This is a genomic window from Desulfosarcina widdelii (genome assembly GCF_009688965.1).
Lineage (GTDB): Bacteria > Desulfobacterota > Desulfobacteria > Desulfobacterales > Desulfosarcinaceae > Desulfosarcina > Desulfosarcina widdelii.
In genome coordinates, this window is the sequence record NZ_AP021875.1 from 1708930 (window position 1) to 1733908 (window position 24979).

The window sequence follows — 24979 nt, forward strand, 5'->3', positions numbered from 1 at the left end:
ATTACCGTTCACCGTTCACCATCAATAAAAGGAAGCCAATCATGAGCAACCCGCTGGACACCATCGAACCTATGGTCTACCAAAGCCAGATCAGCGTTCCCTATACCTGGTGGGCAGGCAACACGGCCGGTAAATTTCTCAGATCCCTGCGCGATGAGCAGAAGATTCTGGGAACCCGCTGCGACAAGTGCAAGCGTGTCTTCGTGCCGCCGCGTAAAACCTGCCCGACCTGCTTCACCACCAATGAAACCTGGACGGCTGTGGAATCCGTGGGCACCGTCGTGGCCGTTACCGTGGCCAGGCGCCAGCTGGCCGCCATCCCCAAAAAGGTGCCGGTGGTCTTCGCCCTGATCAAACTGGACGGCGCCGACACCGCCCTTTTACACACCATCGACGGAATCGATCCGGACCAGGTCTCCATCGGTATGCGTGTACGGGCCTGTTTTACCGACCAGGCCGGGGCAAGTATCAACGCCATCTCGCACTTCGAGCCGGTCGAATAGAAAGGATCGTTATGGATAAGGCAGCAATTGTGGGCGTGGGCATGACCGCCATCGAAAAAAACAAGGTCGGCGACGGTTTTGCCGACATGGCCTGGGAGGCGGTGAACCTGGCCTTAAGCGATGCGGGGATGTCGATCGATGACATCGATAACGTGGTTACCACTTCCAACGACTTCTGGGACGGGCGGACCATCAGTTGCATGGCAGTGAGCGATGCCAGCGGCGCCCGCGACAAAAATGTCTCCTGCGTGGAAGGAGACGGCACCTTCGGCGCCTTTTACGGTCTCACCCGGGTTCTTTCCGGCGTTTACGGCACTACCCTGGTGACCGCTCACAGCAAGGGTTCGGAAAGCGTTTCCAGCCTGATCACCAACGCGGCCTTCGACCCCATTTACGAGCGCTCCATCGGCATGGACATGATCAGCGCCAGCGCACTGCAGGCCAGTGCCTACATGCACCGCACCGGCACCACACCCGAGCAGTTGGCAAGGGTCTCGGTCAAAAACCACAGCAATGCCCGCCACAACCCCAAAGCCCAGTTGCCGCTTACCATCGACGTGAACGATGTGCTGACCTCGGAGATGATCTGCGATCCACTGCACAAACTGGATTGTTCGCCGGTGTCCGACGGCTGCTGCGCCCTGATCATCGCCAATGAGGACCGGGCCAAAAACGCGGCCAAACCGCCGGTCTGGATCCGGGGCGCCGCCTTTTGCGCGGATGCCTACCACCTGGGCGACCGGGATCTTTCCCGGGCCGACGCCCTGACCAAAGCCGCGAAAAAGGCCTTTTCCATGGCCGGCATTACCGATCCGGCCGAGCAGATTCAGGTCGCCGAGCTTTACGACGCCTTCACTTACCAGGAGCTGATGTGGCTCGAAGCCACGGGGCTTTGCCCCGACGGCCGGGCCGGCAGCGAACTGGAAAGAGGCGCCTTTGACATCGGTGGACGGCTGCCGGTCAATCCGTCGGGCGGCCTGCTCAGCGGCCATCCGGTGATCGCCGCCGGCCTGATTCGCATGGCCGAGGTGGTTCGTCAACTGCGCGGGGAGGCGGGGGCTGCCCAGGTCAAGGATCCTTCCGTCGGCGTGGCCCAGGGAGTCAACGGGCTGTGCGGGCAGTCGCACTGTGTCTGGGTGTTATCAAGTATACGCCCATAAACGGCATCTTGCGGCGCATGCCGGCGTTTTCGCATGATTTCAATTTACATCTTTTAAGGGAATCGATCACAGAAAGAAAACCCATGAGCAAACAACGTGTCGCCATCGTCGGTACTGGACAGACATTTCATAAAAGCCATCGTCCCGACGTCAACGGGCAGGAACTGATCAACGAGGCGGTCCAGGCCGCACTTGCCGATGCCGACCTGAGTATCGACGAAATCGATGCCATTGTGATCGGCAACATGGACCACTTCGAGGGCATCAACTATGTGGACTGCTGGAGCGTCGACGGCTCCGGCGGCTTCATGAAACCGGTCATCAAGCTCACCACAGGCGGCACCACCGGCAGCACCCTGGCCATCGGCGGCTATCACATGGTGGCCTCGAGCCTGTTCGACCGGGTGCTGGTCATCGGTTGGGAGAAGAACTCGGAGTCGGACACCACCGGTGCCATTACCACGGCCTTCGATCCGGTCTGGGACCGCCTGGTCTTTGCCGGCGCCATCTCGGGTCTGGCCGCCGAAGCCCAGGCCTACATGGCCAAATACGGCGCCACGGACCGCGACGGCGCCCGCGTTTCGGTGCGCGACCGCAAACACGCCTGCAACAACCCCCACACCCAGTTGCGCAAGGAAGTGACTATTGATGAGGTGCTGGCCTCGCCCATGCTGGCGGACCCCATCCATCTGCTGGATGTCTGCCCCCGCACCGACGGCGCCTGCGCCGTGATCATGGCCGGGGAACAGGTAGCCGAGAAAATCACCGCCACGCCCGACTGGATCTGGGCCACGGCCAACCGGCACACCTACACCTATCTGGGAGACAGCAATTTCGGCCGCCTGGACTCCATGGCCGCCGCGGCCCGGGAGATCTATAAAAAGACCGGCATCAAAGAGCCGGCCAAGGAGATCGGTGTAATCGAACTGTATCAGCCCTACTCTTTTGCCGGCATTATGTGGATCGAGGATCTGGGACTGGCCGAACATGGCAAGGGCGCCGAGTTCATCTGGAGCGGCGCCACGGACATGGGGGGCGAGATCCCCATCAACCCCTCCGGGGGCGTGATCGCCTGCAACCCCATCGGCGCCACGGGCCTGATTCGCTGCGCCGAGGCCGCCATGCAGGTAATGGGCAAGGCCGAAGGCCGTCAGGTGCCCGACGTGAACTTGGCCATGAGCACTGGATTCGGCGGCTGCTTCTGGTCGGACATTCTGCTCCATGGCCGGAGAAAACCGGAATTCTAGCGCACGCGAGCGTGTGAGCGCGTGATCAGTGAACCGTGAACGGAAGGCTATCGCCAGCATTCCAAAATCACCAACCACAGTCCACCCCTCACTGTTCACCGTTCACAGATCACTGTTCACCGATTAAAAAGGAACCCACCATGCCAAACACCGACCCTGTCATCATCGAATCGGGACCGGCCAGACAACCGTTCAACTACGCCGTGGGACGACACGGCAGCCTCTTTTTGCAGGAACTGCGGGACAACCGGCGCTTCATGGCCGTCAAGTGCCCCAAATGCGGGAAGGTGTACATTCCGCCCCGCCGGGTCTGCGGTGCCTGTTTCGTCGAAATGGACGAATTCGTGGAAGTCGGCCCCGGAGGCACCATCGGCACCTTTACCATCCTGCGCTACGCCTTCATCGATCCCGAAACCGGGGAACAGAAGCCGGTACCCTACGGCTACGGATTCATCCGCCTGGACGGCGCCGATACCCTGTTTCAGCATTATATCGACATTCAGGACGAATCCAAGGTGGTCATCGGAGCGCGCGTGGAACCCGTGTTCGCCGACGAGCGCAAGGGAACGATCAAGGACATTCAGTACTTCCGGATCGTCGAATAAGCCGGCATGCTGAACCCCTACCGGCGCTCCATCTGCCTGCCTGACAAACTGGGGGCCTGCCTGGTCACCGGAACGGAAAAGGTTCGCTGCGGATACGGCAACGGAGACTGCCTGCTGCTGGATTTCCATCACCGCGTCTTTGCCGTGGCCGACGCCACCGAACGGTTTCCCCAGGCCTCCCGGCTGCTGCTCGAGCGCCTGGCCGCGGCCATCGCCGAAAACGGTCCTCCCGGAGACGAAAATACCTTCAACGCCCTGCTGGATCGGGTCTGGTCCCGGCAAAAATACATCCACAAAACCACCTTGAGCTGCGTGGTGCTGGTAAACAGAGAGAACGGACCGGCAGCCATGCTGGCCAACAACGGCGACTCGACTGTTACCTTCCTGAACCCGAACGACGGCAAGGTCATTTTTCAAACCCGGTCGGACATGAACTTTGCCGGACGCAGCAGACACCCCAATGCGGTGACGACCCAACCCCTGAACGGCTCCCGGCCCGCCATCGTACTGGCCACCGACGGGTTGGCCGGCATCGGCGAAATCCTTTCAACGAAGATCACCCGAAGCCCCCATCGCATTGCCCACTGGATCGCCGACCGGACACGGCCCCCTGCCCTGCCTCTGGAAATTGACGATATCGGTGCCATCGCCCTGGCAACGGACGTACCGGTCAGGGAAGCGCACACCATCATCATGGGCGGAACCCGACCGGGAAAGGAAACGAACTTCTTCCGATTCGCCAGCCAAAAACCGGCCATGGACCGCTGGGACGCCTTCAAGGTCTGGCAGCAAGCTCCCGAACTCATGGACCTGGCGGGAATCCAAATCCGATAGTGGAGACGTTATGACAAATCCTTATTTATAAGGAGAAAATATGTCTAAAAGACCGGAATGGTGGCTTTATGTTCTGGCCAAAATCTGGCCGATCACATGGAAAAGCGCCAGGGCGACGCAATGGCCGATTGTCGGTGGCCTGGTTGCCAAAACGGCACTTCCCCTGATGTCGGAAAAAAACTTCAATGTCACGCATATCCCCATTAACAAAACGATATCGGGGCCACAGAGCACCTACCTGCCCGAGCGGGTTCTCGAGGAGCTAATCGAACGTTCTGCGCATCGTGTCATCATTAAACGCTGTACCTGCAGGGACGAGCGAAAATGTGACAACCATTCCATCGAGTTGGGATGTATTCAACTTGGGGCCGGAACAGAAGAGATTGATCCCCGTATTGCTCATCATGTTTCCAAAAAGCAAGCCATTAAACACATGCACCGCTGTGTCGAAGACGGACTTGTTCCCATGGTTGGCCGTGTTAAGGTTGACAACCTGATTTGGGGTGTCAAAGACAGAGGGCGACTTCTGGCCGTCTGTTTCTGTTGCAGTTGCTGCTGTACCGTGTTGAATTCAGGAAAATATTTACCTGAAGAGGTGGCCAGGCGAATTGTCAGGTTAAAGGGACTTGAACTCACAACTGACCACCAAACGTGTACGCTGTGTAAAACCTGTGTCGATTCCTGTTTTATGAATGCTCTGTCGATCGAGAACGGACGGATCGTAAGGGATGATAAAAAATGCAAAGGATGCGGACTATGTGTATCCCTTTGTCCGGAAAAGGCGATTTCGGCTTCGATTGACAGTGTTGATGATGCGGTTGAGGAACTGCAAGGCAGGATCAGGCAAAGAATCGACTATGAATCCGATTTTCAAACCAATGAGGAACAAGGTATGACATCGAATAAAACCTTCTGGATTCTGCTGATGACAGGATCGATCGGGCTGTGGGCCTTGTCCGTTTTCGGCGGCCAGATCCTTTTTCCGGAAAGCCCTCTGAAAGCCTGGGGACTGTTTCTGGCCCTGATCGTCATTCACGTATCGGAACTGCCTGGCACCTTCAAGCTTGGGAGAGAACTCGGCCTCAGCCCGCAAAGAATGTTGATTAAAACCATGCTTTATGGATTCACTTGGTGGGTGCCGCTTAAAAAAGGGATTTTTGACAGATGAATCCTTTTCATACATCCGGTCGACAGCAGAATTGTGCCGCTGCAACAACCCGGAGGAGAGAACGTGTTTAACATTTTCAAATATGGCCCGAACCTCAAACTGGTCCGATGGCAGGTCAGGCTGTCATGGCCGCTGATTCGATATGGAAAAAAATTCAGTGACGTTCCGGTGCTGAAATGGCTCATTTATCCTTTTTTTAAACGCCCTCACAACGAACTGACGTCAATACCCATCCACGCCACGATTAAAGCCCCCGACAACCTTGCACTGCCGATGAAACTGGTAGAGCGGCTGGTCTCCGAAATCGACGAGATTTTTCTGATGGATGAATGTCATTGCGCCGGCGTCAAAAACAGAAACAGCCCCCGTTTACATATCGGATGCATGGCCTTCGGACCGGCCATTGCCAGGATTCATCCCTCCCATGGCCGCCGGGTCAATACAGAAGAGGCCGTCGAACATATTCGTAAAGCCGCAAAAGCGGGCCTGGTTGCCAACATCGCCCACGTATGGATCGATGCCCTTGCGTTCCAGTTGACCCAATTCAACCGGCTTCTCTTTGTGTGCTTCTGTGATGATGATCAGTGCATATACCGGTCATTCATGAAACGCAGAGGCCCATCCCTGGCTGGCGCCTACCGGAAACTGCCCGGTCTTTCCGTCCGGATCGATCCGGCCAGATGCAAAGCCTGTGGCACCTGTATCGAGAGCTGTTTCGTCTCGGCGATCACATTACGGGGAAATACGGCAACGATCGGGGATGCCTGCGCCGGATGTGGGTTCTGTGTAAACAATTGCGCCCAAGGTGCGATCTCATTGACGATGGAAAATGAAGAGGAAATGTTTCAACAGCTCCTGCAAAGGGTCAGGGAGATCTCAGACCTGCCGTTGAAAATCGATCAGGACCTGACACAGCGAAAAATGACTTGAACAGTGGAAATGATGAGCAAATTGACCCCCATTGAACGGGAAGCGCTATTCTTCCATCTGCTTTATTCAATCATCTGTGTCGGCTTGCTGGCCCTGCCGCTGAATCTGGCCGCCGGCGTAAGGCTGTTTATCCTGGTTATCCTGTATAACATTGTCATGCCGGTCATTGGGCTGCGTCACCCAAAAGAGCGTTGGTTTGATATCTGGCTATTTTCCCTGTTTACCAGTCTATTTCAGGTACTTCCGGACTGGTTTTTATCCGCGCAGTTGGGTGTGCTTGTTTTTCCGGAAGACGGGCTGTTTAAAATCGGGGTTGTCTCCGGCTATATGGCCGGTTTGTGGACGATCCCGTTCTTTATGATCATCTTTTTCGGAAAAGCCGTCCGCGACCGCTATTCCTCAGCAGTTGCATTGTGGGCGGTGGCCGGTTTATCTCTCCTGATATTCGGTGCATCGGAAGAGACCATGTGGCGGATTCCATCCTGGTATGCAGTCAATGTCACAATGATCGGGCATATCGCCGTCTATCTGATTGTTCCCGAAATCATCCTGGGTCTTTCCGTTTATCTGGCCTACGAATTCATCCGTGTACACAAATGCTGGCTGAAAGTTCCTGCGGCCTTCCTGGTGATGCAATTGTATACCGGCAGCCTTTCCATATTCTATTTCCTCATTGAGGAAATCCTGATTCCCTCTTTTTCCTGAGAGGATATTGTATGACAGTGAAACAGCCGGTCACGGAAGTCATCAGAAAACGATATTCTTGCAGGACCTACACAAAATCCCCTATCAGCGAAGATCAGCAGATTTCTTTAAAATCTTTTTTATCTGAAAACCTGACCGGGCCGTTTGGGACCAGAGTAAGATTCAAACTGACTGCCGCTACAGCAGCTGAAAAAAACGATTTGAAAAATTTGGGTACATATGGGGTTATTAAAAATACTCCAGGGTTTATCATAGGTGCCGTAAAAGGCGGTCCGAACAATCTTGAAGATTTCGGATACGCCATGGAAAAAAATATACTGTTTGCTACGCGCTTGGGTCTCGGAACCTGTTGGCTGGGCGGGACATTTACAAAAAGTACGTTTGCCGATGAAATTAGAGTTGAACCTGCCGAATCAATACCCGCAGTAGCGGCTATCGGCAATATAGCGCCTCGTAGAAGTCTGATTGAAAAAACCATGCGATTCGGCGCTGGTGCGGACAACAGGAAACAATGGGAAACACTTTTTTTTGAGAACATGTTTACCTGTCCGCTATCAAACAAAAGCTCTGAAAAATGGAATATCCCCTTGGAAATGGTGAGAATAGGTCCATCAGCATCAAATCGACAACCATGGCGGATTATCAAAGAGACGGACAACAACAGATTCCATTTTTATATGCAGCGTTCAAAAGGATATAAGACTCGAAATAGCATCCTTTTTGGCATGGCGGACCTACAACGAGTGGATATGGGCATTGCCATGTGTCATTTTGAAATGACGGCAGTTGATATCGGTATAGTCGGGAAATGGCATTTTGAGATACCGAACATTGGTAAAATCCCAAAACAGACCACTTATGTGGTCTCATGGGTAGGCAAGGAATAAATCTTAAAAAAACAAATAAAATTATTCGCGCAACAAAGATATCGGGCGAATTGGCCATTTCTGGATGGGCTCTATCTAAAAAAAATGAAAAGGCCGCCGCCGGCATCGATCCGGTGGCGGCCTTTGATTTCTCTGTCGGAAAGAAACTCAGGCGGACTGCTTCAGATTGTGGGCGTCCAGCGCCTTGTGCAGGGTTTTGACGGCGAGTTGGATGCAGTGATGCTTTTTGACGGGAATCTCCTGGAGCACCTTGAACACCGTACCGTCATCGATGGAGCGGGCGTAGTCCAGGTCCTTGCCTTTGATCAGGTCCACCACCGCCATGGCGGCGGAGATGGCACCGGCGCATCCCATTACCTGGTATTTGGCATCTTCGATGATGCCATCGTTCATCCGTATGGTGATCCCCATGGTGTCGCCACAGGTGCCGGTCATATTGGAGGCGATATCCGCATCGGAAATATGCCCCATGTGCGGTTTATTGATGTAGTATGCAATAGCCGTTTTGGAATAGCCGGATGCGGTCAGCATCTCCTCGATCGATTTGGCCTCGTCTGAAACCGCTGCCTGGATCTGTGTCATGTTCCGTCCCTTCAAAAAACCCGCATTGGTTATTTTCGGAACAGAACAAATAAGCCTTTCTTTCAACGCTGTCAAGACACCGCGGCAAAAAACCGGCAGCCTCAAACCGATGCGGGGAAATGCCCAAAAAAGCATCCGTTTCAGGCACAAAGGCGCATGCGTTCCCGGTCTATTATACGGTTGCCGATACGGGTGACCAGTTTCAGTCCCAAGCCGCGATCATCCTGTCGAACGACCTTGCCCGTCACCGATAGCGGCTGGCCATCGTCAAACACCACCATACCGCGAACAATGCGCAGGTCGGGTGCGGCAACGTCCGGCGACAGTCGCATACCGGCGGTGCTCATGTCGATGATGGGAATGGATCGCCCCTCCATGGAAAGCACCGGGCAACAGTGCGGCGGGTAGACGACTCGCGGGTGCCGCCTTCGTTCGGATTCGAGGTCGACCGCTTCTTTAGATGTATCGACAATGGGTTGAGAACTGCCGGGGCCCTGTTTTCTGGATTGAAGCGAAGCTTCGATTTCCATCAGGTCGTCCAGAACTCGCTGGCGATCGCTTTGTTCGGGATCATCATCACGGTCATACACTGGCTTTTTCTGAGCCACGACTGGCGCTTCTTTACCCGGATCTTGGGTGTCCATGCCTGTATTCGCAAACAGTCGCATGCGCTCGCGGGTTTGCAGCAGGGTGTGGGTCAACGCCTGCAGTCGGGTTTTTTCCTTTTCCAGGTGGTCTTCGGCACAAACGACCTGAGCGGCGGCCGTCTCTTCCGACTGCCGGACGCGTTCGGCCTCCTTATGGGCGTTTTGCGCTTCCTGTCTGGCCTGGTTGGCCGCCTGTCGTGCCCCTACTACCCGGTCACGGGCTTTTTCTGCCACGGCAATGGCCTCTTCCATGGCGCGCTTGGCCTCGATCTCCAGCAGCAGCACCCGGCTTTTTGCCGATTTGGCAGCGATTTCTGCGTTGACGCGGGCCTGCCGGGCCCGCTCATGTTGGCGGCTTGCGGTTCGGGCCGCAGTCGAGGCCGCGTCTACCGCCTCACGGGCCTCGGGCAGGGCGGCCTCTGTCTGCCGCAGGCGCCGCGCGGTGATGGAAATCGCATCTTGAATAGTCCGATGGTTCGGCTCGGGCAGGGAATTGTCGATCAAGGCGCCTCTCTGATTCGAATCAGCGGGAAAATTGACGGTGAAATGAAGATCTGCGCTTTCAGCGGCAGCCGCCTTCAGTTCCGGAGAAGACGCCGATTCCTGCAGCCCCGATGACGGGTCGCGGTCGGAGATGAAGGCAATCGCCTTTTCGTAGGCGCAGGTCAACATGTCCATGTCCTCTTCCCGGTTGCCCCGGTCCTCTTCTCCGGCTTCCTTGTGAAACATGTCGATCATCCGGTGAAGGTAGCCGTACGCCCGGTTGGCGTCATCGATGGTGGCATCCGATCCAAGATCCAGCAGTTTCAGACTCGCTTCCTGTCCCATATTTCCCTTTCCCGTAAAAAAAGGCATTCTCGCTCCCCGTCAACTGCCCATCGGTCCGGCTGCCTCGCCCGGCCGAGGGCGTCGAAATGGTATTCGCTATATTCCGATCAACGATCCAAGGTCTGGAGAAGACCGGTACAAATTCCATGCCACTGGGCGGCATCGTCAATAAGGGGAAAAAAGACCACGGTATCGGGGCGTCTAATGATCGCCCCAACCTGCCACAGGGCAGGCCGGCGTCAAATGGTTGGCAAGAGGGTCAAAAATAAGGTCGCCGCAGGTATGGCAGGAAAGGCTCCATCCATCAGGGCAGGCGTCGATAGGTCTGGACTTCATCATCGCCGGGGAAAATCAGCACCATGCGGTCCTCCTCAAGGACCATGCGGGCCCGGATGACCTCGGGCCGTGCTTCATCGTGGTTGACTTCGAACTGGATTTCGTCGTTACCCTTCAAACGGTAGGTTCCGGAAACCGCCATGCCTTCGTTGTCCACCGCATGAAAAACACCATCGGCTCCGAAACGAACGGTTGCCGGTCCTTTAACATCCTGCCATTTGCCCGCCACCGTCGGTCTTAAAGCGCACCCGAGCGAAAAGACTGTCACGAGGATAATCAACGCAAGGATACTGCCGGAGAAAAAAGAATATCGGTGGTTGGGAACCATGGAATTGTCCTCCTTTAGAGGCGGTTTATGCCTAACACTCTCGTTTTTAAGATGATACCGGCAGGGAATCTACAATTCAACGATAAAATGTTTCGCCGACATCCGCTTGACAACAGCGATGGGCGCTGATAATCGAAAAGTGTTGTACCGAACGTGACAACACTGGAAAAGGCGATGCAAAAATCCTATAATCTGAAACAGATCGGTTTGTCCGATAACGCCATCCACACCTACCTGACGCTGCTGCAGCACCATCCCGTCAACGGTTCCCAGTTGAGCAAGCGCTCGGGCATTGCCCGCGCCCGCATCTACGACGTTTTGCGGACACTCAAGGCAAATGGATTCGTAAACGAGGTCGGCAAGGGACTTTTCGCCCCCCTGCCCCCTGACGAGTTGATCAAACTGCTGCGGCGCAACCATGAAAAAGACCTCGCCCGCCTGGAAACCCTGGCCGATGAATTCCGGGAACCGGCCGAACACGATTTCATCTGGACGATGACCGGATATCGACGGGCGCTGGGCAAGGCCAGAGAAATGATTGTCTCGGCAAGTTCGGAGATCTATATCCGTTTGTTTCCCGAAGAAGCCGAAAGCCTCGTCGATCCCCTGAAAAAGGCCGAGCGCAGAGGGGTTCAGGTAAAATGCATCTTCATGGCGCCCTTTGCCAAAACCTTTTCCATCCAGGTGGTTCACCCACAGCATGAAACCGTGGAACAGTATCTTGGTGGCCGATCCTTCGACCTGGTGGTGGACAAGGAGGAATTCATGGGCGGCATGTTCGTCCCGGAAAATATCGAAACGTCGCGTATCAACTGGGGCCGCAATCGGTGGTTCGTCATCTCCGGCCGGGACAGCCTGCGCCATGACTTTTTCCACTATTTTCTATACAAAACCCACACCCTGCACCAGGTGTTGGACGAAGAGGAAACAAGGTTGTATGAAATCATTCAGGAAGATATGTAGGCGGTTCGGAAAATCGCCTGTAAGGAGGGTGTCATGAAAACAATCCTCGTGCTGGGCGCCGGCCTCGTAGCCCGGCCTGCCGTCCGATACCTGCTGGATAGAAAAGATCTGCAGGTGATCCTGGCCGACCAGGAGGCCGAAAAAGCAGCGGCCATCGTTGGGGATCATGCCAACGGCCAAGCCGTTGCCCTGGATGTAAACGACCATACCCGGCTTGCAGGGATGGTCGAAAAGACCGACATTGTCGTCAGCCTGCTGCCCTGGACCCTTCACCCGGTCATTGCCCGACTCTGCCTGGCGCACGGCAGGCATCTGGTCACCGCCTCCTATGTAAAAGAAGAGATGCAGGCCATGGACCGCGATGTCCGTGACAAGGGACTGATATTTCTTAATGAAGTGGGCGTGGACCCAGGGCTGGATCACATGTCCGCCATGAAAATCATCGATGCAGTGAGAAAAGAAGGTGGACGCATCGACAGTTTCTTTTCCTACTGCGGCGGACTGCCGGCCCTGGAGAGCAACAACAATCCGCTGGGGTACAAATTCTCCTGGAGCCCCGAAGGGGCCATGATGGCGGCCACCAACGACGGACGCTACAAGGAGCATGGCAAGGTGATCGAAGTGCCCGGAGAAGAGCTGTTCCGGCATTATTGGCTCAAAAGTGTTCCCGGTGCCGGGGTGTTCGAGGCCTATGTCAACCGGGATGCCTTGCCCTACCTCGACATTTACGGTATTGAGGATGCCTCCGGCATTTACCGCGGCACCCTGCGCAACGTGGGTTACTGCGAAACCTGGGATTTCATCAAGCAATTAGGACTGCTCAACCGCAAAATGAAATTCGATTTCGATGAAGTCTCGCCCCGCGAGGTGCTGGCCAACATGGTCAACTGCCGCCAGGAGGATGTGCGGGCCGGTGTGGCCGCTTACCTGAAAATTCCCGATTACTCTTTGACCCTCAAGAAACTGGAGTGGCTGGGATTGCTATCCGATCGCCGGCTGAAGATCGGTACGGCATCGGTTTTCGACATGTTCGCCCACACGTTGAAAAATCGCCTGGTGTATGACAAGGGCGAAATGGACCTTCTGGTGATGCATCACGAATTCGAGGCCCTCTACCCCGACATGCCGCGCCAGCGCATCCAGTCCACGCTCATCGATTGCGGCATCCCCGGGGGGGACAGCTCCATGTCGCGCACCGTTGGCTACCCGGTAGCCATTTCCGCTGCGCTGCTGGCGGATGGAAAAATCGACCGTACCGGTGTACTCAGACCGGTTCACGCCGAGATTTACGAACCCATCCTGGACGAATGCCAACGGCTGGGCATTCGATTCAATGAAAAACGATCCAATCTGGATACCGACGAACGCAGCTATTGGGGAGACTGAAACATGAAAAAACTGCTGATCCGGGCCGAAGACAAGAACCGCTGGGAACGCCGGGCACCGGTCGTGCCGGCGGACCTGGAAGCCACCATCCGGGAGACCGGCGCCCGGGCTTTTGTAGAAGCGTCCGACAAGCGCTTTTTCACTCAAAAACAATACGCCGAGGCCGGGGCCGCCAGCTGCCAGGGCATGGCCGACGGCGATGTCATTCTGGGGGTCAAGGAAATTCCTATCGAAAAGCTCGTGGACGACAAAACCTATGTCTTTTTTTCCCATACCATCAAGGGACAGAAGGACAACATGCCGCTGCTCAAGCGGATCATGGACAGCGGCTCCACCCTCATCGATTACGAAAAGATCACCGACGATAAAGAGCGCCGCCTGATCTACTTCGGTCCCTATGCCGGACATGCCGGGGCCATCGACATCCTTTCCCTCATGGGCGAGTACTGGGCCGTGAAAGACATCGACACTCCGTTTGCCGCCGTCTGCAGGGCCCATCAGTACGATTCCGTGGAAGCGGCCCGCAAGCACCTGGCCGACATCGGCCGAGTCATCCAAAAGGAGGGTTTTCCCGAACCGCTGTGCCCGTTTACGATCGGTATCCTGGGCTACGGCAACGTCTCAGGCGGTGCCCAGGAGATTTTCGAATGCCTGCCCGTCCAGCGGATTCCTGCCGATGAAATCAACACATTCGTCAGCGAAGGGCACGGAAATCGCCACACCGTTTACCTGACGGTGTTCAAGGAGCAGGACCTGGTCGAACCGACGGCCCCCGGCGCCGCGTTCGATCTGAATGAGTATTTTACTCAGCCTGAACGCTACAAGAGCCGCTTCGAACAATTCCTGCCCAGCTTCACCCTGCTGGTCAACGCGGTTTATTGGGAAGAGCGGTACCCCCGGTTTGTCACCTGGCAAGGGCTGAAGCGCCTGGCCCAGGCCGGCCCGGAAATGAAACTGGCCGGAATCGCCGACATCTCCTGCGACACGCACGGATCCATCGAATGCAACGTCAAGTCCACCAGCAGCGACATGCCGGCCTATCGGGTGGACCCGCTTGCCGGCACCGTCAGCGACGGCCACACAGGGAAAGGAATCGTAATGCTGGCTGTGGACAATCTTCCCTGTGAATTGCCCAACGACTCGTCAACCTTTTTCAGCAACCAGCTCAAGCCGTTTTTGCCGGCGCTGCTCAAGGCCGACTATCACGCCAGTCTCGAGACCTCCGGGTTGACGCCCGAGCTTCAGCGGGCGACCATCGTATACAATGGCAAACTGACCGAGCGGTTCAGCTACTTGCAGGAATATATAGATGGCTGACGTCTCACCAATCATGAAATATTTGGAAACCGGCCAACTCGCGGAAAACCGCTTTGTCATCGCCCACCTCAACCGTTTTTCGGGTTTGTAATGCCGTTATCGCCGGGCGAATCCCCGGAATAGCAGACCCATTCGCCGTCGGTGGCGTGAACTGCCCGCAGCGCACCGGCAGCGTTTTATTTCTATCCATCTGAAAACCAACAAACTTACACGGAGAATTTACATGCATATTATCGTTCTGGGCGCCGGCTTGGTCGGCGGCCCCATGGCAATCGATCTGGCCGCCGACGGCGCCCACCGGGTGACCGTCGCCGACATCAGCGAAAATGCTCTTTCCAGACTTGACGGAACCAGCGGCATCGAAACCGTTCAGGCCGATCTTTCCGATCCGGCGACGATCAACCGGATCATCGCACCGGCGCATATGGTCATCAATGCCGTTCCCGGCTTCATGGGTTTTGCTGCGTTGAAGACCATCATCGAAGCCAAAAAGAATGTGGTCGACATCGCCTTTTGCCCCGAGGACCCCTTTACGCTGGATGACCTGGCCAAAGAAAACGGCGTCACCGCGGTAGTGGATTGCGGTGTCGCACCGGGCATGAGCAACATGCTGATGAGCTACAGCCACAGCCAGTTGGACAAAACCGATTCGGCCATCATTTATGTCGGCGGGCTTCCGGAAATCCGCCAGTGGCCATATGAATACAAGGCTGTCTTCTCTCCCATCGATGTAATCGAGGAATACACACGTCCTGCCTTTTACATGGAAAACGGAGCCCTGGTCGAGCGGCCGGCCTTAAGCGATCCCGAGTACATCGACTTTCCCGGCATCGGCACCCTCGAAGCATTCAATACCGACGGCCTGCGTTCGTTGTACAAGAACCTGAAAATTCCCAACATGAAAGAGAAAACCCTGCGCTACCCGGGCCACATCGAGAAGATGATCATGCTGCGAGAATCGGGCTTCTTCGATACCGAACCCGTCGAGATCAACGGGGTAAAAATTCGCCCGGTGGACATGACCGCAAAACTGCTCTTTCCCATGTGGAAGCTGAACAAAGGCGAAGTTGACCTCACGCTGATGCAGATTGTGGTTCAGGGAGAAAAGGACGGCAAGCGCACGTGTTTCACCTGGGATATGTTCGACCGCTACGATCCGGTCACCAAGGTCCACTCCATGGCCCGCACCACCGGCTACACGGCCACGGTAACCGCCCGAATGCTCCTGGAAGGACTCTTTACCGAAAAGGGGGTGATCGCGCCGGAAACCATCGGTGCCCGGGCAGACTGCATGAATTTTATCCTTAAAGGCCTGGCCGACCGCGGCGTTGTCTACAAGGAGTCGGTGGAAGAGATCTAATAGCCGTGCAACTGAAAAAAAACCGCCCGGATGCCTTGTGCACCCGGGCGGTTTTTATTTAAGGTGGCCATCGCAAGAATTGACGATAGGCCGAAATGTGAATTATCTGTCTGTAACCAGACGAAAATTGGCATAAGGCTTTGTAATCAATAGTTTTGGTGGAATGAAAAACCCGCCTTACATCGACCTCTTATCTGTAACTATAGGTACCTTGTGATACGACAATTTCGGCTCAGCCGACATGGTACTGGCTGAATTCAAATGAAAGATCTCTGTCTTCATAAAGATAAACAGTTATTCCATTTGGATCTTTAATGCCAAACCTTCTATCTTCCCACGGATGATCTTCGAGAGGAACAACAACCTCCAATCCCTCATTAATGAATCTTTCATGAACTACATCAACATTATCCAATTTGAAATTGTAAATAAGACCATCACCGTTGCTGAGTTTGTGGTGCTCCTGTTGTAGTGATATGAACTGTAATGATGAATTTGGATTTCCGCATTAAAGATTAACATACCACCCAAAATCAAAGGTCTCCAACTGGAGCACCATGAGGATAACGTAGGCTGCCTTTTTATCAAAAACTACTTTGCCTTCATGATGCATTTTCTTAAAAGATGGCCAGTTATCAAGGTTTTAAATTGTCAGCCTAATACGATCTGGAAACCTATTAGCTGTTTTCTTTTTGAATAATTTCTTTATCATTATATCTATAAGGTTTCGCTACACCTGACTGTCGAGTTTTCCTTGTATATAGCTTCAAAAAATATTGAAATAAAAGTAAATACAGTGTTTGAGGAAAATGCAACTGCCCGCCCGGTCCGTGTGTAAGCAGTTATTAGCGATTGTCTTATAATGATTTGTTTTTTCAATTTCATTTCTTAATATTTAACAAATAACGCATATTTTCAATTTCATTATCAATATATTGCGATTTTTGCGTTTTCATATTTATGGTTTTTTCATAATCTTTGATAAGGCATTCGTAGATATCACGAAAATCATCTAAGTTCTTGTGATATTCTTCTTTTTTATTATGTTTAAAATGGTCGGCGAAGTAATTAATATTTATACTTACATATCCAATATTGTTGTAAGCATTATCAAAACTATTAGAAAGGACAAATTTCCTTTTTGCAAGGCATTTTTTATCCCAAGGATATTTTTTAATATTCATATCTACAAATGTAAATATTCCTGATTGAAAATATCGTAAAACTGAATATCCTGGTTTGTATATCAAAAATTCTCTGGTGTCCCATAGAGGCAAGCCGATATTGATATATGAACTCAAATAAAATTTGCCATCATTATTGGTTTTTACAACTTCAACTGAATGAAAATCACTGTTAGCTCCACCGACATTAATAGCCTCTGAAAGTGGATATATAGAATTAAAACAAATTACGTACGCATCTTTTACAGGAGTTTTTCCATCAGAATAAAATAAGTTACCTTTTATTGGTGGTAGTATTACTACGCACCCCAGAAAAAATGATAACAATATTATAATGAATAAAATGCCAATAAAATGCTGATGGTAATTTTTGTTATTCTTCATAAGTTTTATATATGAAAAATCAATCGTAAAGTTATTTTTCTATTATCTCACGGTAGGAACGCTGGTTACCCAGCGCCCCCCGTACAGACCCGGACGTGCGGTTTTCCCGCATCCGGTTCCTCGGTTGTACTCGCCTTCGCGTAAGTCGTTCGTTTATGCAAATACTCGATGTTGGCGGTTGACAATCCGCATCTTTGGTTTGGCTATGCCTAATAGTTCAATGGCCTTGTTAAATATCCTCCAAGTGAAGCTCTTGCGTTTGCCTCCTCGGCGATTCAGCCATTTGAATGCACATTCCAACGCCCAAAAATAAAAGCGCCATATTGATTCCAGGTTTCCAGGGATATTGTAATAATTGTAATGCCCTTGCAACCGGCGGTTCAGCGCCTTTATAAATTCGCGTCCTTTCAGATGCCGATTCTCCTTGATCCATTCCTTTATACGCCTGCAGGCTCCTTGCAGCTTTTTGCGAGCCGTCCGTTGTCTTACCTTAACGGCACCGCTGCTGTCTTCCATCCAATAGGTTTCAAACCCCAGAAAGACGATTCGCCTTTCCATTCCCGGATGGAAGCGGCTAAACCGTAACAGTGCGGTCTTTTCAGGTGCCACTGAAAGGTTGAAATTGGCCAACCTCTCGGGGAGTTCGTAGTAAAACCGCCGGGCATCATCCCGATATTGAAAGGCACAGATGAAGTCGTCGGCGTACCGGAGGATAAACGCATTGCCCCTGCAGTTGATCTTAACCCGTTTTTCGAACCACAGGTCCAGAGCGAAATGAAGGTAGATATTTGCCAGTACGGGGGAGACGACCCCACCTTGTGGCGTTCCCGATTCCGGGTGGATAATTTTCCCGTCCGTGTCCAGGATACCGGCCTTCAACCACTTGCGGATCAGGCTCAGAAAGGCGGCATCGTCGATTCGCTCGCGGAGCATCCGCAACAGCCAGTCGTGGTCGATATTGTCAAAGAAGCCTTTGATATCAGCCTCTACGATGTACCCATACTTACCGAATTGGAGGTTGAACTGTAAATCCTCGATCGCCTCTCGGGCGCTTCGGTTGGGCCTGTAACCGTAGCTGGTTTCCACGAAGTCCGCCTCGAAGATCGTTGACAGGATCTTGGCACAGGCCAGTTGCAACAGCCTGTCCTCAAGCGCCGGGATACCCAGCGGCCTCTCTTTACCGTTCTCCTTCGGAATGTAACATCGCCGCACCAGTTTGGCACGGTACCGCCTCTGTTTCAGTCGCTTCGCCTGTGCCTTGACGTTGGCCTCCAGGTTTTCCTTGTAGGCCTCCGCCGTCACTCGATCCACACCGCTGGCTGCGTTTTTGTTCAATTCCGCCCAGCAACTTAAAAGGAATCGGTAGTTCAGGCACCGGTACAGGTTCTGAAATCGGTGTTTTGCACGCTCTTTAGACTTAATTGCTATTCCCCGCAGTGAGGTTGGCTCGTATTTCTCCAGCCCGACTTTGTCCGGTACGAGTTTCCTTTGCGGGCTACGTACTTCCGTCAGGTCCTTCCCCATGTGATGGGCTTTCCCCACCTCTGAGTAGTATGCCTGATAAGACACCCCATCGGTATATAGAGGTCGGTCGGACGGCCGACTTTCCTCCCACCAGGGACTCAACATTTCAGCACTGTAGTGTACCATGCTTTTCCTGGAACCTTTGAGGCTTCCCGAGTTCTGCGACGCATCTCTTCCTGCATGCCACGGCCTGATGACTCCGGCGGACCTCCACATCCTCGCCAAATCGGATGCTTCTGTTTTGCCTTCGGCGCACGTTAAAACCCTCGGCGTCCGCAAGTTGCATTTCGAAGCTGTACCAGCACTTCAGGGTGCGCGATCACCCCTGCGGCCTACAGGATTCTCTGCCTACGCTTAGTCCATCTTGTTCGATACCCTCTTCTCCATTGATCGTTCAGTGGGGTGAGTCCTTCCGCGAATGGCACCGGTTTTTCCCGGGTCGCGGCTCGTTTCCAGCCGAAAAAAACATCGGCGTCCGACACTTACAATGATCGGTGAGTATCTCCGCCATGGACCCAAGGCTCGATACGGGTGGGTGGCTAACCCTTACAGAAAGCCATTACTGTCTTTCCTCCCGACAGGGACTTGCACCCTGCAAGATGCGCCGAGCTTTGCTCGGCGCGATAACGTAATCTTAAGGGGCTTTTGCGTAGCGGCAGCGCAGCAAAAATCCCGCTTAAAGCAAAGGTTATCTGCCACCTTTTATTTTTCTCTGAAAAAACTGTTTTATTTGATCATAATCGGTATCTTTTAAACTATTCGCGTATGGTTGCATAAAGGCTCTCCAATCTTCAGGTGTTATATTCAAGTATTCATGAACTACCGACAGATCCATGGAAACCATTAAAATGAGAAGTTGGTTTTTCTTGAAGCGGAAATAAGACACCTTACCATCTTTAATTAATTCAAATCCGCCACCTTTATATCCTGGACTGTTGGGTGGGTAATCAAATGCCTCAAATGATCCCCAAGGTGCATCTGAAATAATCATGTAATATAACTTACCTGCATCACCACCATTTACAATAAAATTGCCACTTTCATATTTCCAAGAGCTTTGTCCAATTGAGTGTTCACCGCCACCTTCACCTATCTTTCCTCGGTATTCATAAGCGTTTTTTTGAGAACATGCCATAATACAAACCAAACTAAAAATTATGATTATATGTTTGACCATTATTTACTTCAGACATATAATGGTTAATGATAAGCGGCGGCGACGAATTGCTTAAAGAACACCGCAATTTTAGTTTTTGTTTTTCAAATTTGTGTAGACATTTTTTCCGTCCGATTAATTAGTTGGTTAGGTGTCTTCATTATTTGAGACACCACATTTTAAATATCTGAATGCGTCACCATTTCTGGTGATTCCTTATCGTTTAATTTGTTAACCGCTTGAACAAATACTTTCTTTTAAAATTTGCATATTTAGAAATTTTATCGTTGCTTCTTCTCTTTTGATGTTGTTTTTCTTCATGATTTTTTCGATTAAATGAACTCCTGCATTATATGTGAAGTTCAGTTCGCCATTTATGATTTCTTTATCGTTGATGTACGAATGGTGTCTTGTTATTAACATTAAATTGATGCAGCCATCAATGGCTATTGTGATTAACAGTGCAGCAAAAAATTTCATCTTAGATTTCACTTTTGACACCTATTATTGATATTACTTAGACGTCTGATTTACATGTCATCCAACCGTATTCTAAGAAAGCAAATATAATTCCTTCTCTGCAAGAAATCTTTCAAATTGGACAAATACCTTATAATATCTATACCATAAAGCGTTTTGCTGTTTTTTACCTTTTGCAATCTATTACAAAAAACGTCTATTTTACGTCTCATTTTGGATGGATATATTGACGTCTATTTTACGTTCCATGATTAAAACCCACCATTAAAATCGCTCTAAATTATTGGTATAATATTCAAAATAATCGCCGGTAAATGTTCGCCAGATGATATCAACTTATCCAGGTGACTACGGAAAAAATGTTAGAATGGACACTATTAGTCAACATTCCGGGTAGATACTAAAACATAAAGGCCGCTTGACAAATTTTATCGGCCCTTTTCATATCGAGTGCAGATGATTCCTATAAAATCCAAGCGATAGTTGGTTTTGCAATGATACAGAGTACAACACCCGTATATCAAATTTGGCTTGATCCCAGATATATTTAATTTATCTATCTATCGGGCTAACCGGTGAATAGAGCATACGATATTTTCAGACAGCAACAAGACAGATTTATTCAATCCTAAAACCGATTTAACTGATGTGTAATGAAAAGGGGTTACTGAAAATAGGCTTCAATGGATACTACGGTGGGAATAGATGCTTTTGCTACGCGTGTAAAAATCTGCGAAGCCTTTTTACTGTGTGTTCGAAAATGAAGACCACCCGGGTGCCTATCGCCCCCAGGTGGTTTTCAACTTAGGCTATAGAAACATTTTCCCCGGATTCATCAGCCCCTTTGGATCAATGGTCGACTTGATCTGTTTCATCAAATCATACCCTTCTCCATGCTCCAGTTGCATGAACTTGCGCTTTCCGATGCCGATGCCATGTTCGCCAGTACAGGTGCCGCCCAACTCTACGGCCCTATGGACAATCGTATCATTGATTTCCTCCAGGGCCGTCCATTCCCGTTCGTCGGATGGATCGCCCACCATTACCACATGAAGGTTGCCGTCTCCGGCGTGACCGAAAACAAAACCCAAGGCTTTTTTCTCATCCAATTGCCGTTGCGAGAAGACAACCATCTCGGGATAGTCGGAGATGGGTACCGCGGCATCCACGATAATGGTTTCTCTTCCGGGAAATGCCCGGTGAATGGTCTCCCAGGCCTCGTGGCGCGCCCGCCACAACTCCCTTCTCTCTTTCTCCGTCACGCCGGTTTTAAAGGTAACGGCACCGCCGTCCCGGCACAGTTCTTGGGCCAGATCGGCGGTCTCTTTCAGGGCTGCCTCGCTGATACCGTGAAATTCACAAAACAGGGACGGTTTCTCTTCGATGCCGAGGCTCTTTTCCCGGTTCATCAGGGCGATGAGTTCCGGTGTGAGCAGCTCCAGTGCTGCCGGTTCCAGTCCCGATCCCATCAACACCGCCACGGTCTTTGATGCCGCTTCCAGAGTTTCGAATGTGACCGTCGCCGCCAAATGAACAACGGGGATGCCGGTCAGCTTCAACGTGGCTTCGGTCACCACGCCCAGCGTTCCCTCGGACCCGACAAAAAGCCGCGTAAGGTCGTACCCGGAAGAAGATTTGTGCGCTTTTCCGCCGGTATGAATCACTCTGCCGTCGGGGAGCACCACCACCAGCCGCATCACATAGTCTTTGGTGGCACCGTATTTGATGGTTTGCACACCTGAGGCGTTGTTGGCGATCATCCCCCCAATGGTGGCATCGGCACCCGGGTCCGGAGGAAAAAAAAGACCCGCCCGGGCGGCGTTTTTGTTGAGCGTTTTGCGAAATACACCGGGTTGAACATCTGCCTGAAGATCCGCCGGCCGAATGGCAATGATCCGGTCCATCCGGGTCATGTCCATAACCAAACCTCCCATCACCGGCAAAGGGTTGCCTTCGGTACTGGTGCCGGCTCCCCAGGGGGTCACGGGAATGCCCTGGGCATAGGTATAGACAAGTATGGCGGAGGTTTCCTCTGTTGTCAGCGGCCAGATGATACCAGCGGGCAGCTTGCCCTGGTGAGGAGAAATATCCTTGGTATGCATTTCACGATTGGACTGACCGGTGGAAAAGCGATCCGGTTCCACAAAAGCGCTTAGGGCGCCTATTTGTTGTTGGTTGAATTGATCCATGTTCTTCTCCCGGGAATCACTACTGCTTCAGTTCGTCTAAGCCTTCATACTCGCCGAGGCAATTCGGGTTGGCCAGGGCGTCGCGGTTGGTCACCGGCTTTCCGTGAATGACGTTGCGCACGGCCAGCTCCACCTTCTTCATGTTGATGGTGTAAGGAATCTCCTGCACCTGGATCACCTTGGCCGGCACATGGCGCGGGCTGCAGGCCATCCGGATGGTCGTCTTGATCTCTTTGATCAGCGCGTCATCCAGTTCGACGCCCTTGGCCAGGGTGACGAACAGAACTACCCGCACATCGTCGTCCCATTGCTGGCCGACCACCACGCTGTCCGTCACGGCCTCCAGCGATTCCAGGGCCGTGTAGATATCGGCGGTGCCGATGCGCACCCCGCCCGGATTGAGGGTCGCGTCGCTGCGGCCGTAGATGGTGATGCCGCCGGTCCTGCCGTTGACGCTGATAAAATCCCCGTGGGTCCAGACCCCCGGATACTTGGTGAAGTAGGCGTTCTGGTATCGCTCGCCGTCCGGGTCATTCCAGAAGTAGACCGGCATGCTGGGAAAGGCCGCTGCGCAGACCAGTTCGCCGGTTTCGTCGGTGACCGGCACACCGTCGTCGTTAAAGGCGTGCACCTTGAGCGCCAACCCGGGCCCCTGCAGTTCTCCGGCGTGGACCGGCAGCATGGGGTTGCCCAGGGCGAAACAGCCGTTGAGGTCCGTGCCGCCGCTGATGGAGGCCAGCTGCATGTTGGATTTGATTTCGCGGTAGGCGTACTCGAAGCCCGATACGGCCAGGGGCGAGCCGGTGGAGCAGATCATGCGAAGCTTTTCCAGGTTGCAGTCGCTGCCGGGCTTGTAGCCGGCCTCGTCCAGGGCCGAGATATACTTGGCGCTGGTGCCGAAAATGGTCATCCCAACCTTCTCGGCCAGCTTCCAGAGCACTTCCGGGCCGGGATAAAAGGGCGAACCGTCGTACAGCACCAGGGTGGTCCCCACGCCCAGGCCGCAGACCAGCCAGTTCCACATCATCCAGCCGCAGGTGGTGAAATAGAACAGCACGTCCTCACGCCGCAGGTCGCAGTGCAGGAGGTGTTCTTTGAGCTGGTTGGTCAGAATGCCGGCATGGCTCTGGACCATGCATTTGGGTTTGCCCGTGGTGCCGGAAGAATACATCACGTAAAGGGGATGTTCGGCCGGCACCTGCACGAATTCGATCTCGGCTGGCGTGTAGGGGGCCAGAAAAGACTCCCAGAAAACGGCGTTGGGCACCTTGGACAGATCCGGCTGATCGGTTGTGTAACCCACCACGACCACCTTTTCCACCATGGGAAGCTGCTTTAAGATGCCGCCCACCTTTTCGAGGCTGTCGAAGGATTTGCCGTTGTAGAAATAGCCGTCGGCCGTAAAGAGCACCTTGGGTTCGATCTGGCCGAAGCGGTCCAGCACCCCCTTGATGCCGAAGTCCGGGGAGGACGAAGACCAGATGGCGCCCAGGCTCACCGCGGCCAGCATGGCAATGATGGCCTGGGGCATGTTGGGCATGAATCCGGCCACCCGGTCGCCCTTCTGGACGCCGGCAGCCGCAAGGGCCTGGGCCATGCGGCTGACCTCGTCGTACAACTGCTTGTAGGTGTACGACACCAAAGACTGGCCTTCTCCCTGGAAAACCAGGGCCGTTTCGTCGTCCCGGAAGCGCAGCAGGTTCTCGGCGAAGTTCAGTTCGGCGCCGGCAAACCATTTGGCCCCGGGCATCTTGCCGGGATCGTCCACCACCTGGTCATAGGGCTTGCTGGCGATGATGCCGGCAAACTCCCAGAAAAGGTTCCAGAACTCAGGGATGTGGTCCACGGACCATTGCCACAGCTCCCCGTAAGTGGAAAGGGAAAGGCCGTGGCGCCGGTTGACCTCGTTCATGAAGCGCACCATGTTGGACTTCCCGGTAAAGGCCGCCGATGGCTGCCAGAGCTTTTTCGGATCGTTCATGCTGCCTCCTAAATAACGATTTTACGGGTTGGGCCAGATTTGATGAACTCGTAAAAAGTGCCCGGCTCGTCATGCCGGACTTGATCCGGCATCCAGAATGTATTTAAACAACTGGATTCCGGCCTTCGCCGGAATGACGATAGGATGGAATTATCGACTTTTTGCGAAACCATCAGATTTGTAATGAGAATAACAGCCATCAAGGCTGTCGTTCAAGTTCCTCTTTACTAAAATAGGCGTTATGCCTTTTTAAAATTAAAGAAGCGCAGGCTGCGCAAGGAAGCCCCTCCCCTCT

At 52.9% G+C, this 24979-nt stretch carries 24 protein-coding genes; 13 read left to right on the plus strand and 11 right to left on the minus strand.

Translation table 11 applies throughout. The annotated features are described in order from the left end of the window. Positions 1-41 precede the first annotated feature (41 nt). The 9 genes from GN111_RS07905 to GN111_RS07945 all read left to right on the plus strand — a co-directional run bounded on the left by GN111_RS07905 (position 42) and on the right by GN111_RS07945 (position 8039). Positions 42-503 carry a Zn-ribbon domain-containing OB-fold protein gene (locus GN111_RS07905; protein WP_155303239.1) on the plus strand — a complete coding sequence of 154 codons (462 nt, stop codon included), beginning with the start codon at positions 42-44 and terminating at the stop codon, positions 501-503. 11 nt (positions 504-514) lie between these two features. Then, positions 515-1663 (plus strand): thiolase family protein, encoded by a 1149-nt coding sequence (locus tag GN111_RS07910; protein WP_155303240.1) that lies wholly within the window; start codon positions 515-517, stop codon positions 1661-1663. Between the two features lie 83 nt (positions 1664-1746). Then, on the plus strand, positions 1747-2910 hold the full coding sequence (locus GN111_RS07915; protein WP_155303241.1) for a thiolase C-terminal domain-containing protein: 1164 nt from the start codon (positions 1747-1749) through the stop codon (positions 2908-2910). A 140-nt stretch (positions 2911-3050) separates the two neighbouring features. Continuing rightward, positions 3051-3515, plus strand: a complete 465-nt coding sequence (locus tag GN111_RS07920; protein WP_155303242.1) for a Zn-ribbon domain-containing OB-fold protein — start codon at positions 3051-3053, stop codon at positions 3513-3515. A 6-nt stretch (positions 3516-3521) separates the two neighbouring features. Further along, positions 3522-4349 carry a hypothetical protein gene (locus GN111_RS07925; RefSeq protein WP_155303243.1) on the plus strand — a complete coding sequence of 276 codons (828 nt, stop codon included), beginning with the start codon at positions 3522-3524 and terminating at the stop codon, positions 4347-4349. Between the two features lie 166 nt (positions 4350-4515). Beyond that, entirely contained in the window at positions 4516-5517 is a 1002-nt protein-coding gene (locus tag GN111_RS07930; RefSeq protein ID WP_170302188.1) for a 4Fe-4S dicluster domain-containing protein, read from the plus strand. Between the two features lie 63 nt (positions 5518-5580). Further along, positions 5581-6447 carry a DUF362 domain-containing protein gene (locus tag GN111_RS07935; RefSeq protein WP_155303245.1) on the plus strand — a complete coding sequence of 289 codons (867 nt, stop codon included), beginning with the start codon at positions 5581-5583 and terminating at the stop codon, positions 6445-6447. 9 nt (positions 6448-6456) lie between these two features. Further along, positions 6457-7152 (plus strand): DUF6989 domain-containing protein, encoded by a 696-nt coding sequence (locus GN111_RS07940; protein ID WP_155303246.1) that lies wholly within the window; start codon positions 6457-6459, stop codon positions 7150-7152. 11 nt (positions 7153-7163) lie between these two features. Beyond that, on the plus strand, positions 7164-8039 hold the full coding sequence (locus tag GN111_RS07945) for a nitroreductase family protein (RefSeq protein WP_155303247.1): 876 nt from the start codon (positions 7164-7166) through the stop codon (positions 8037-8039). Positions 8040-8186: 147 nt separating this feature from the next. Here the strand turns inward: GN111_RS07945 and GN111_RS07950 are convergent, their stop codons facing one another. The 3 genes from GN111_RS07950 to GN111_RS07960 form a co-directional block, all read right to left on the minus strand. Continuing rightward, the gene (locus GN111_RS07950) at positions 8187-8621 is read right to left on the minus strand and encodes an iron-sulfur cluster assembly scaffold protein (protein WP_155303248.1); all 435 of its coding nucleotides are present in this window, start codon (positions 8619-8621) and stop codon (positions 8187-8189) included. A gap of 140 nt (positions 8622-8761) precedes the next feature. Continuing rightward, the gene (locus tag GN111_RS07955) at positions 8762-10123 is read right to left on the minus strand and encodes a PilZ domain-containing protein (RefSeq protein WP_155303249.1); all 1362 of its coding nucleotides are present in this window, start codon (positions 10121-10123) and stop codon (positions 8762-8764) included. A 277-nt stretch (positions 10124-10400) separates the two neighbouring features. Then, positions 10401-10760, minus strand: coding sequence for a hypothetical protein (locus GN111_RS07960; RefSeq protein ID WP_155303250.1), 360 nt, complete (start codon positions 10758-10760; stop codon positions 10401-10403). A gap of 174 nt (positions 10761-10934) precedes the next feature. Between GN111_RS07960 and GN111_RS07965 the strand changes: the two genes are divergently transcribed. Genes GN111_RS07965 through GN111_RS07975 form a run of 3 tightly spaced genes read left to right on the plus strand, consistent with a single transcriptional unit; the run spans position 10935 to position 14426 of the window. Then, positions 10935-11723 (plus strand): TrmB family transcriptional regulator, encoded by a 789-nt coding sequence (locus GN111_RS07965; RefSeq protein ID WP_155303251.1) that lies wholly within the window; start codon positions 10935-10937, stop codon positions 11721-11723. Between the two features lie 33 nt (positions 11724-11756). Then, complete coding sequence (locus tag GN111_RS07970) at positions 11757-13109, plus strand: saccharopine dehydrogenase C-terminal domain-containing protein (RefSeq protein WP_155303252.1); 1353 nt, start codon at positions 11757-11759, stop codon at positions 13107-13109. Between the two features lie 3 nt (positions 13110-13112). Beyond that, complete coding sequence (locus GN111_RS07975; protein WP_155303253.1) at positions 13113-14426, plus strand: bifunctional lysine ketoglutarate reductase /saccharopine dehydrogenase family protein; 1314 nt, start codon at positions 13113-13115, stop codon at positions 14424-14426. 4 nt (positions 14427-14430) lie between these two features. On the opposite strand, the gene GN111_RS07980 is transcribed toward GN111_RS07975, so the two are convergent. Further along, a complete protein-coding gene (locus GN111_RS07980) occupies positions 14431-14616 on the minus strand; it encodes a hypothetical protein (RefSeq protein ID WP_155303254.1) in 186 nt (61 codons plus the stop codon). A gap of 33 nt (positions 14617-14649) precedes the next feature. Here GN111_RS07980 and GN111_RS07985 point away from each other — a divergent pair, with 33 nt between their 5' ends. Further along, a complete protein-coding gene (locus GN111_RS07985) occupies positions 14650-15786 on the plus strand; it encodes a saccharopine dehydrogenase family protein (protein WP_155303255.1) in 1137 nt (378 codons plus the stop codon). 232 nt (positions 15787-16018) lie between these two features. Here GN111_RS07985 and GN111_RS34390 read toward each other — a convergent pair whose 3' ends face one another. From GN111_RS34390 to GN111_RS08020, 7 genes are all read right to left on the minus strand, one after another. After that, positions 16019-16201: a VOC family protein gene (locus GN111_RS34390; RefSeq protein WP_170302189.1), complete on the minus strand. Its 183-nt coding sequence runs from the start codon at positions 16199-16201 to the stop codon at positions 16019-16021. A gap of 466 nt (positions 16202-16667) precedes the next feature. Next, entirely contained in the window at positions 16668-17354 is a 687-nt protein-coding gene (locus GN111_RS07995) for a hypothetical protein (RefSeq protein ID WP_155303256.1), read from the minus strand. A gap of 153 nt (positions 17355-17507) precedes the next feature. Continuing rightward, entirely contained in the window at positions 17508-18878 is a 1371-nt protein-coding gene (ltrA, locus tag GN111_RS08000) for a group II intron reverse transcriptase/maturase (RefSeq protein ID WP_176603279.1), read from the minus strand. A 688-nt stretch (positions 18879-19566) separates the two neighbouring features. Next, positions 19567-20055 carry a hypothetical protein gene (locus GN111_RS08005; protein ID WP_155303257.1) on the minus strand — a complete coding sequence of 163 codons (489 nt, stop codon included), beginning with the start codon at positions 20053-20055 and terminating at the stop codon, positions 19567-19569. 210 nt (positions 20056-20265) lie between these two features. Then, a complete protein-coding gene (locus tag GN111_RS08010) occupies positions 20266-20526 on the minus strand; it encodes a hypothetical protein (RefSeq protein ID WP_155303258.1) in 261 nt (86 codons plus the stop codon). A gap of 797 nt (positions 20527-21323) precedes the next feature. Continuing rightward, positions 21324-22703 carry an FAD-binding oxidoreductase gene (locus GN111_RS08015; RefSeq protein WP_155303259.1) on the minus strand — a complete coding sequence of 460 codons (1380 nt, stop codon included), beginning with the start codon at positions 22701-22703 and terminating at the stop codon, positions 21324-21326. Positions 22704-22722: 19 nt separating this feature from the next. Further along, positions 22723-24684, minus strand: a complete 1962-nt coding sequence (locus GN111_RS08020) for an acetoacetate--CoA ligase (RefSeq protein WP_155303260.1) — start codon at positions 24682-24684, stop codon at positions 22723-22725. Positions 24685-24979 lie beyond the last annotated feature (295 nt).

What these genes read in the sequence shown, in the direction of transcription:
- GN111_RS07985 (WP_155303255.1), top strand. Translation starts at nt 14,650, where the DNA reads ATGCATATTATCGTTCTGGGCGCCGGCTTGGTCGGCGGCCCCATGGCA.
- GN111_RS07905 (WP_155303239.1), top strand. Translation starts at nt 42, where the DNA reads ATGAGCAACCCGCTGGACACCATCGAACCTATGGTCTACCAAAGCCAG.
- ltrA (WP_176603279.1), bottom strand. Translation starts at nt 18,878, where the DNA reads ATGGGGAAGGACCTGACGGAAGTACGTAGCCCGCAAAGGAAACTCGTA.
- GN111_RS07965 (WP_155303251.1), top strand. Translation starts at nt 10,935, where the DNA reads ATGCAAAAATCCTATAATCTGAAACAGATCGGTTTGTCCGATAACGCC.
- GN111_RS07995 (WP_155303256.1), bottom strand. Translation starts at nt 17,354, where the DNA reads ATGAAGAATAACAAAAATTACCATCAGCATTTTATTGGCATTTTATTC.
- GN111_RS07970 (WP_155303252.1), top strand. Translation starts at nt 11,757, where the DNA reads ATGAAAACAATCCTCGTGCTGGGCGCCGGCCTCGTAGCCCGGCCTGCC.
- GN111_RS07975 (WP_155303253.1), top strand. Translation starts at nt 13,113, where the DNA reads ATGAAAAAACTGCTGATCCGGGCCGAAGACAAGAACCGCTGGGAACGC.
- GN111_RS07925 (WP_155303243.1), top strand. Translation starts at nt 3,522, where the DNA reads ATGCTGAACCCCTACCGGCGCTCCATCTGCCTGCCTGACAAACTGGGG.
- GN111_RS08005 (WP_155303257.1), bottom strand. Translation starts at nt 20,055, where the DNA reads ATGGTCAAACATATAATCATAATTTTTAGTTTGGTTTGTATTATGGCA.
- GN111_RS07950 (WP_155303248.1), bottom strand. Translation starts at nt 8,621, where the DNA reads ATGACACAGATCCAGGCAGCGGTTTCAGACGAGGCCAAATCGATCGAG.
- GN111_RS07930 (WP_170302188.1), top strand. Translation starts at nt 4,516, where the DNA reads ATGTCGGAAAAAAACTTCAATGTCACGCATATCCCCATTAACAAAACG.
- GN111_RS07945 (WP_155303247.1), top strand. Translation starts at nt 7,164, where the DNA reads ATGACAGTGAAACAGCCGGTCACGGAAGTCATCAGAAAACGATATTCT.
- GN111_RS07940 (WP_155303246.1), top strand. Translation starts at nt 6,457, where the DNA reads ATGATGAGCAAATTGACCCCCATTGAACGGGAAGCGCTATTCTTCCAT.
- GN111_RS07920 (WP_155303242.1), top strand. Translation starts at nt 3,051, where the DNA reads ATGCCAAACACCGACCCTGTCATCATCGAATCGGGACCGGCCAGACAA.
- GN111_RS07960 (WP_155303250.1), bottom strand. Translation starts at nt 10,760, where the DNA reads ATGGTTCCCAACCACCGATATTCTTTTTTCTCCGGCAGTATCCTTGCG.
- GN111_RS08015 (WP_155303259.1), bottom strand. Translation starts at nt 22,703, where the DNA reads ATGGATCAATTCAACCAACAACAAATAGGCGCCCTAAGCGCTTTTGTG.
- GN111_RS07955 (WP_155303249.1), bottom strand. Translation starts at nt 10,123, where the DNA reads ATGCCTTTTTTTACGGGAAAGGGAAATATGGGACAGGAAGCGAGTCTG.
- GN111_RS07980 (WP_155303254.1), bottom strand. Translation starts at nt 14,616, where the DNA reads ATGGATAGAAATAAAACGCTGCCGGTGCGCTGCGGGCAGTTCACGCCA.
- GN111_RS07910 (WP_155303240.1), top strand. Translation starts at nt 515, where the DNA reads ATGGATAAGGCAGCAATTGTGGGCGTGGGCATGACCGCCATCGAAAAA.
- GN111_RS08020 (WP_155303260.1), bottom strand. Translation starts at nt 24,684, where the DNA reads ATGAACGATCCGAAAAAGCTCTGGCAGCCATCGGCGGCCTTTACCGGG.
- GN111_RS07915 (WP_155303241.1), top strand. Translation starts at nt 1,747, where the DNA reads ATGAGCAAACAACGTGTCGCCATCGTCGGTACTGGACAGACATTTCAT.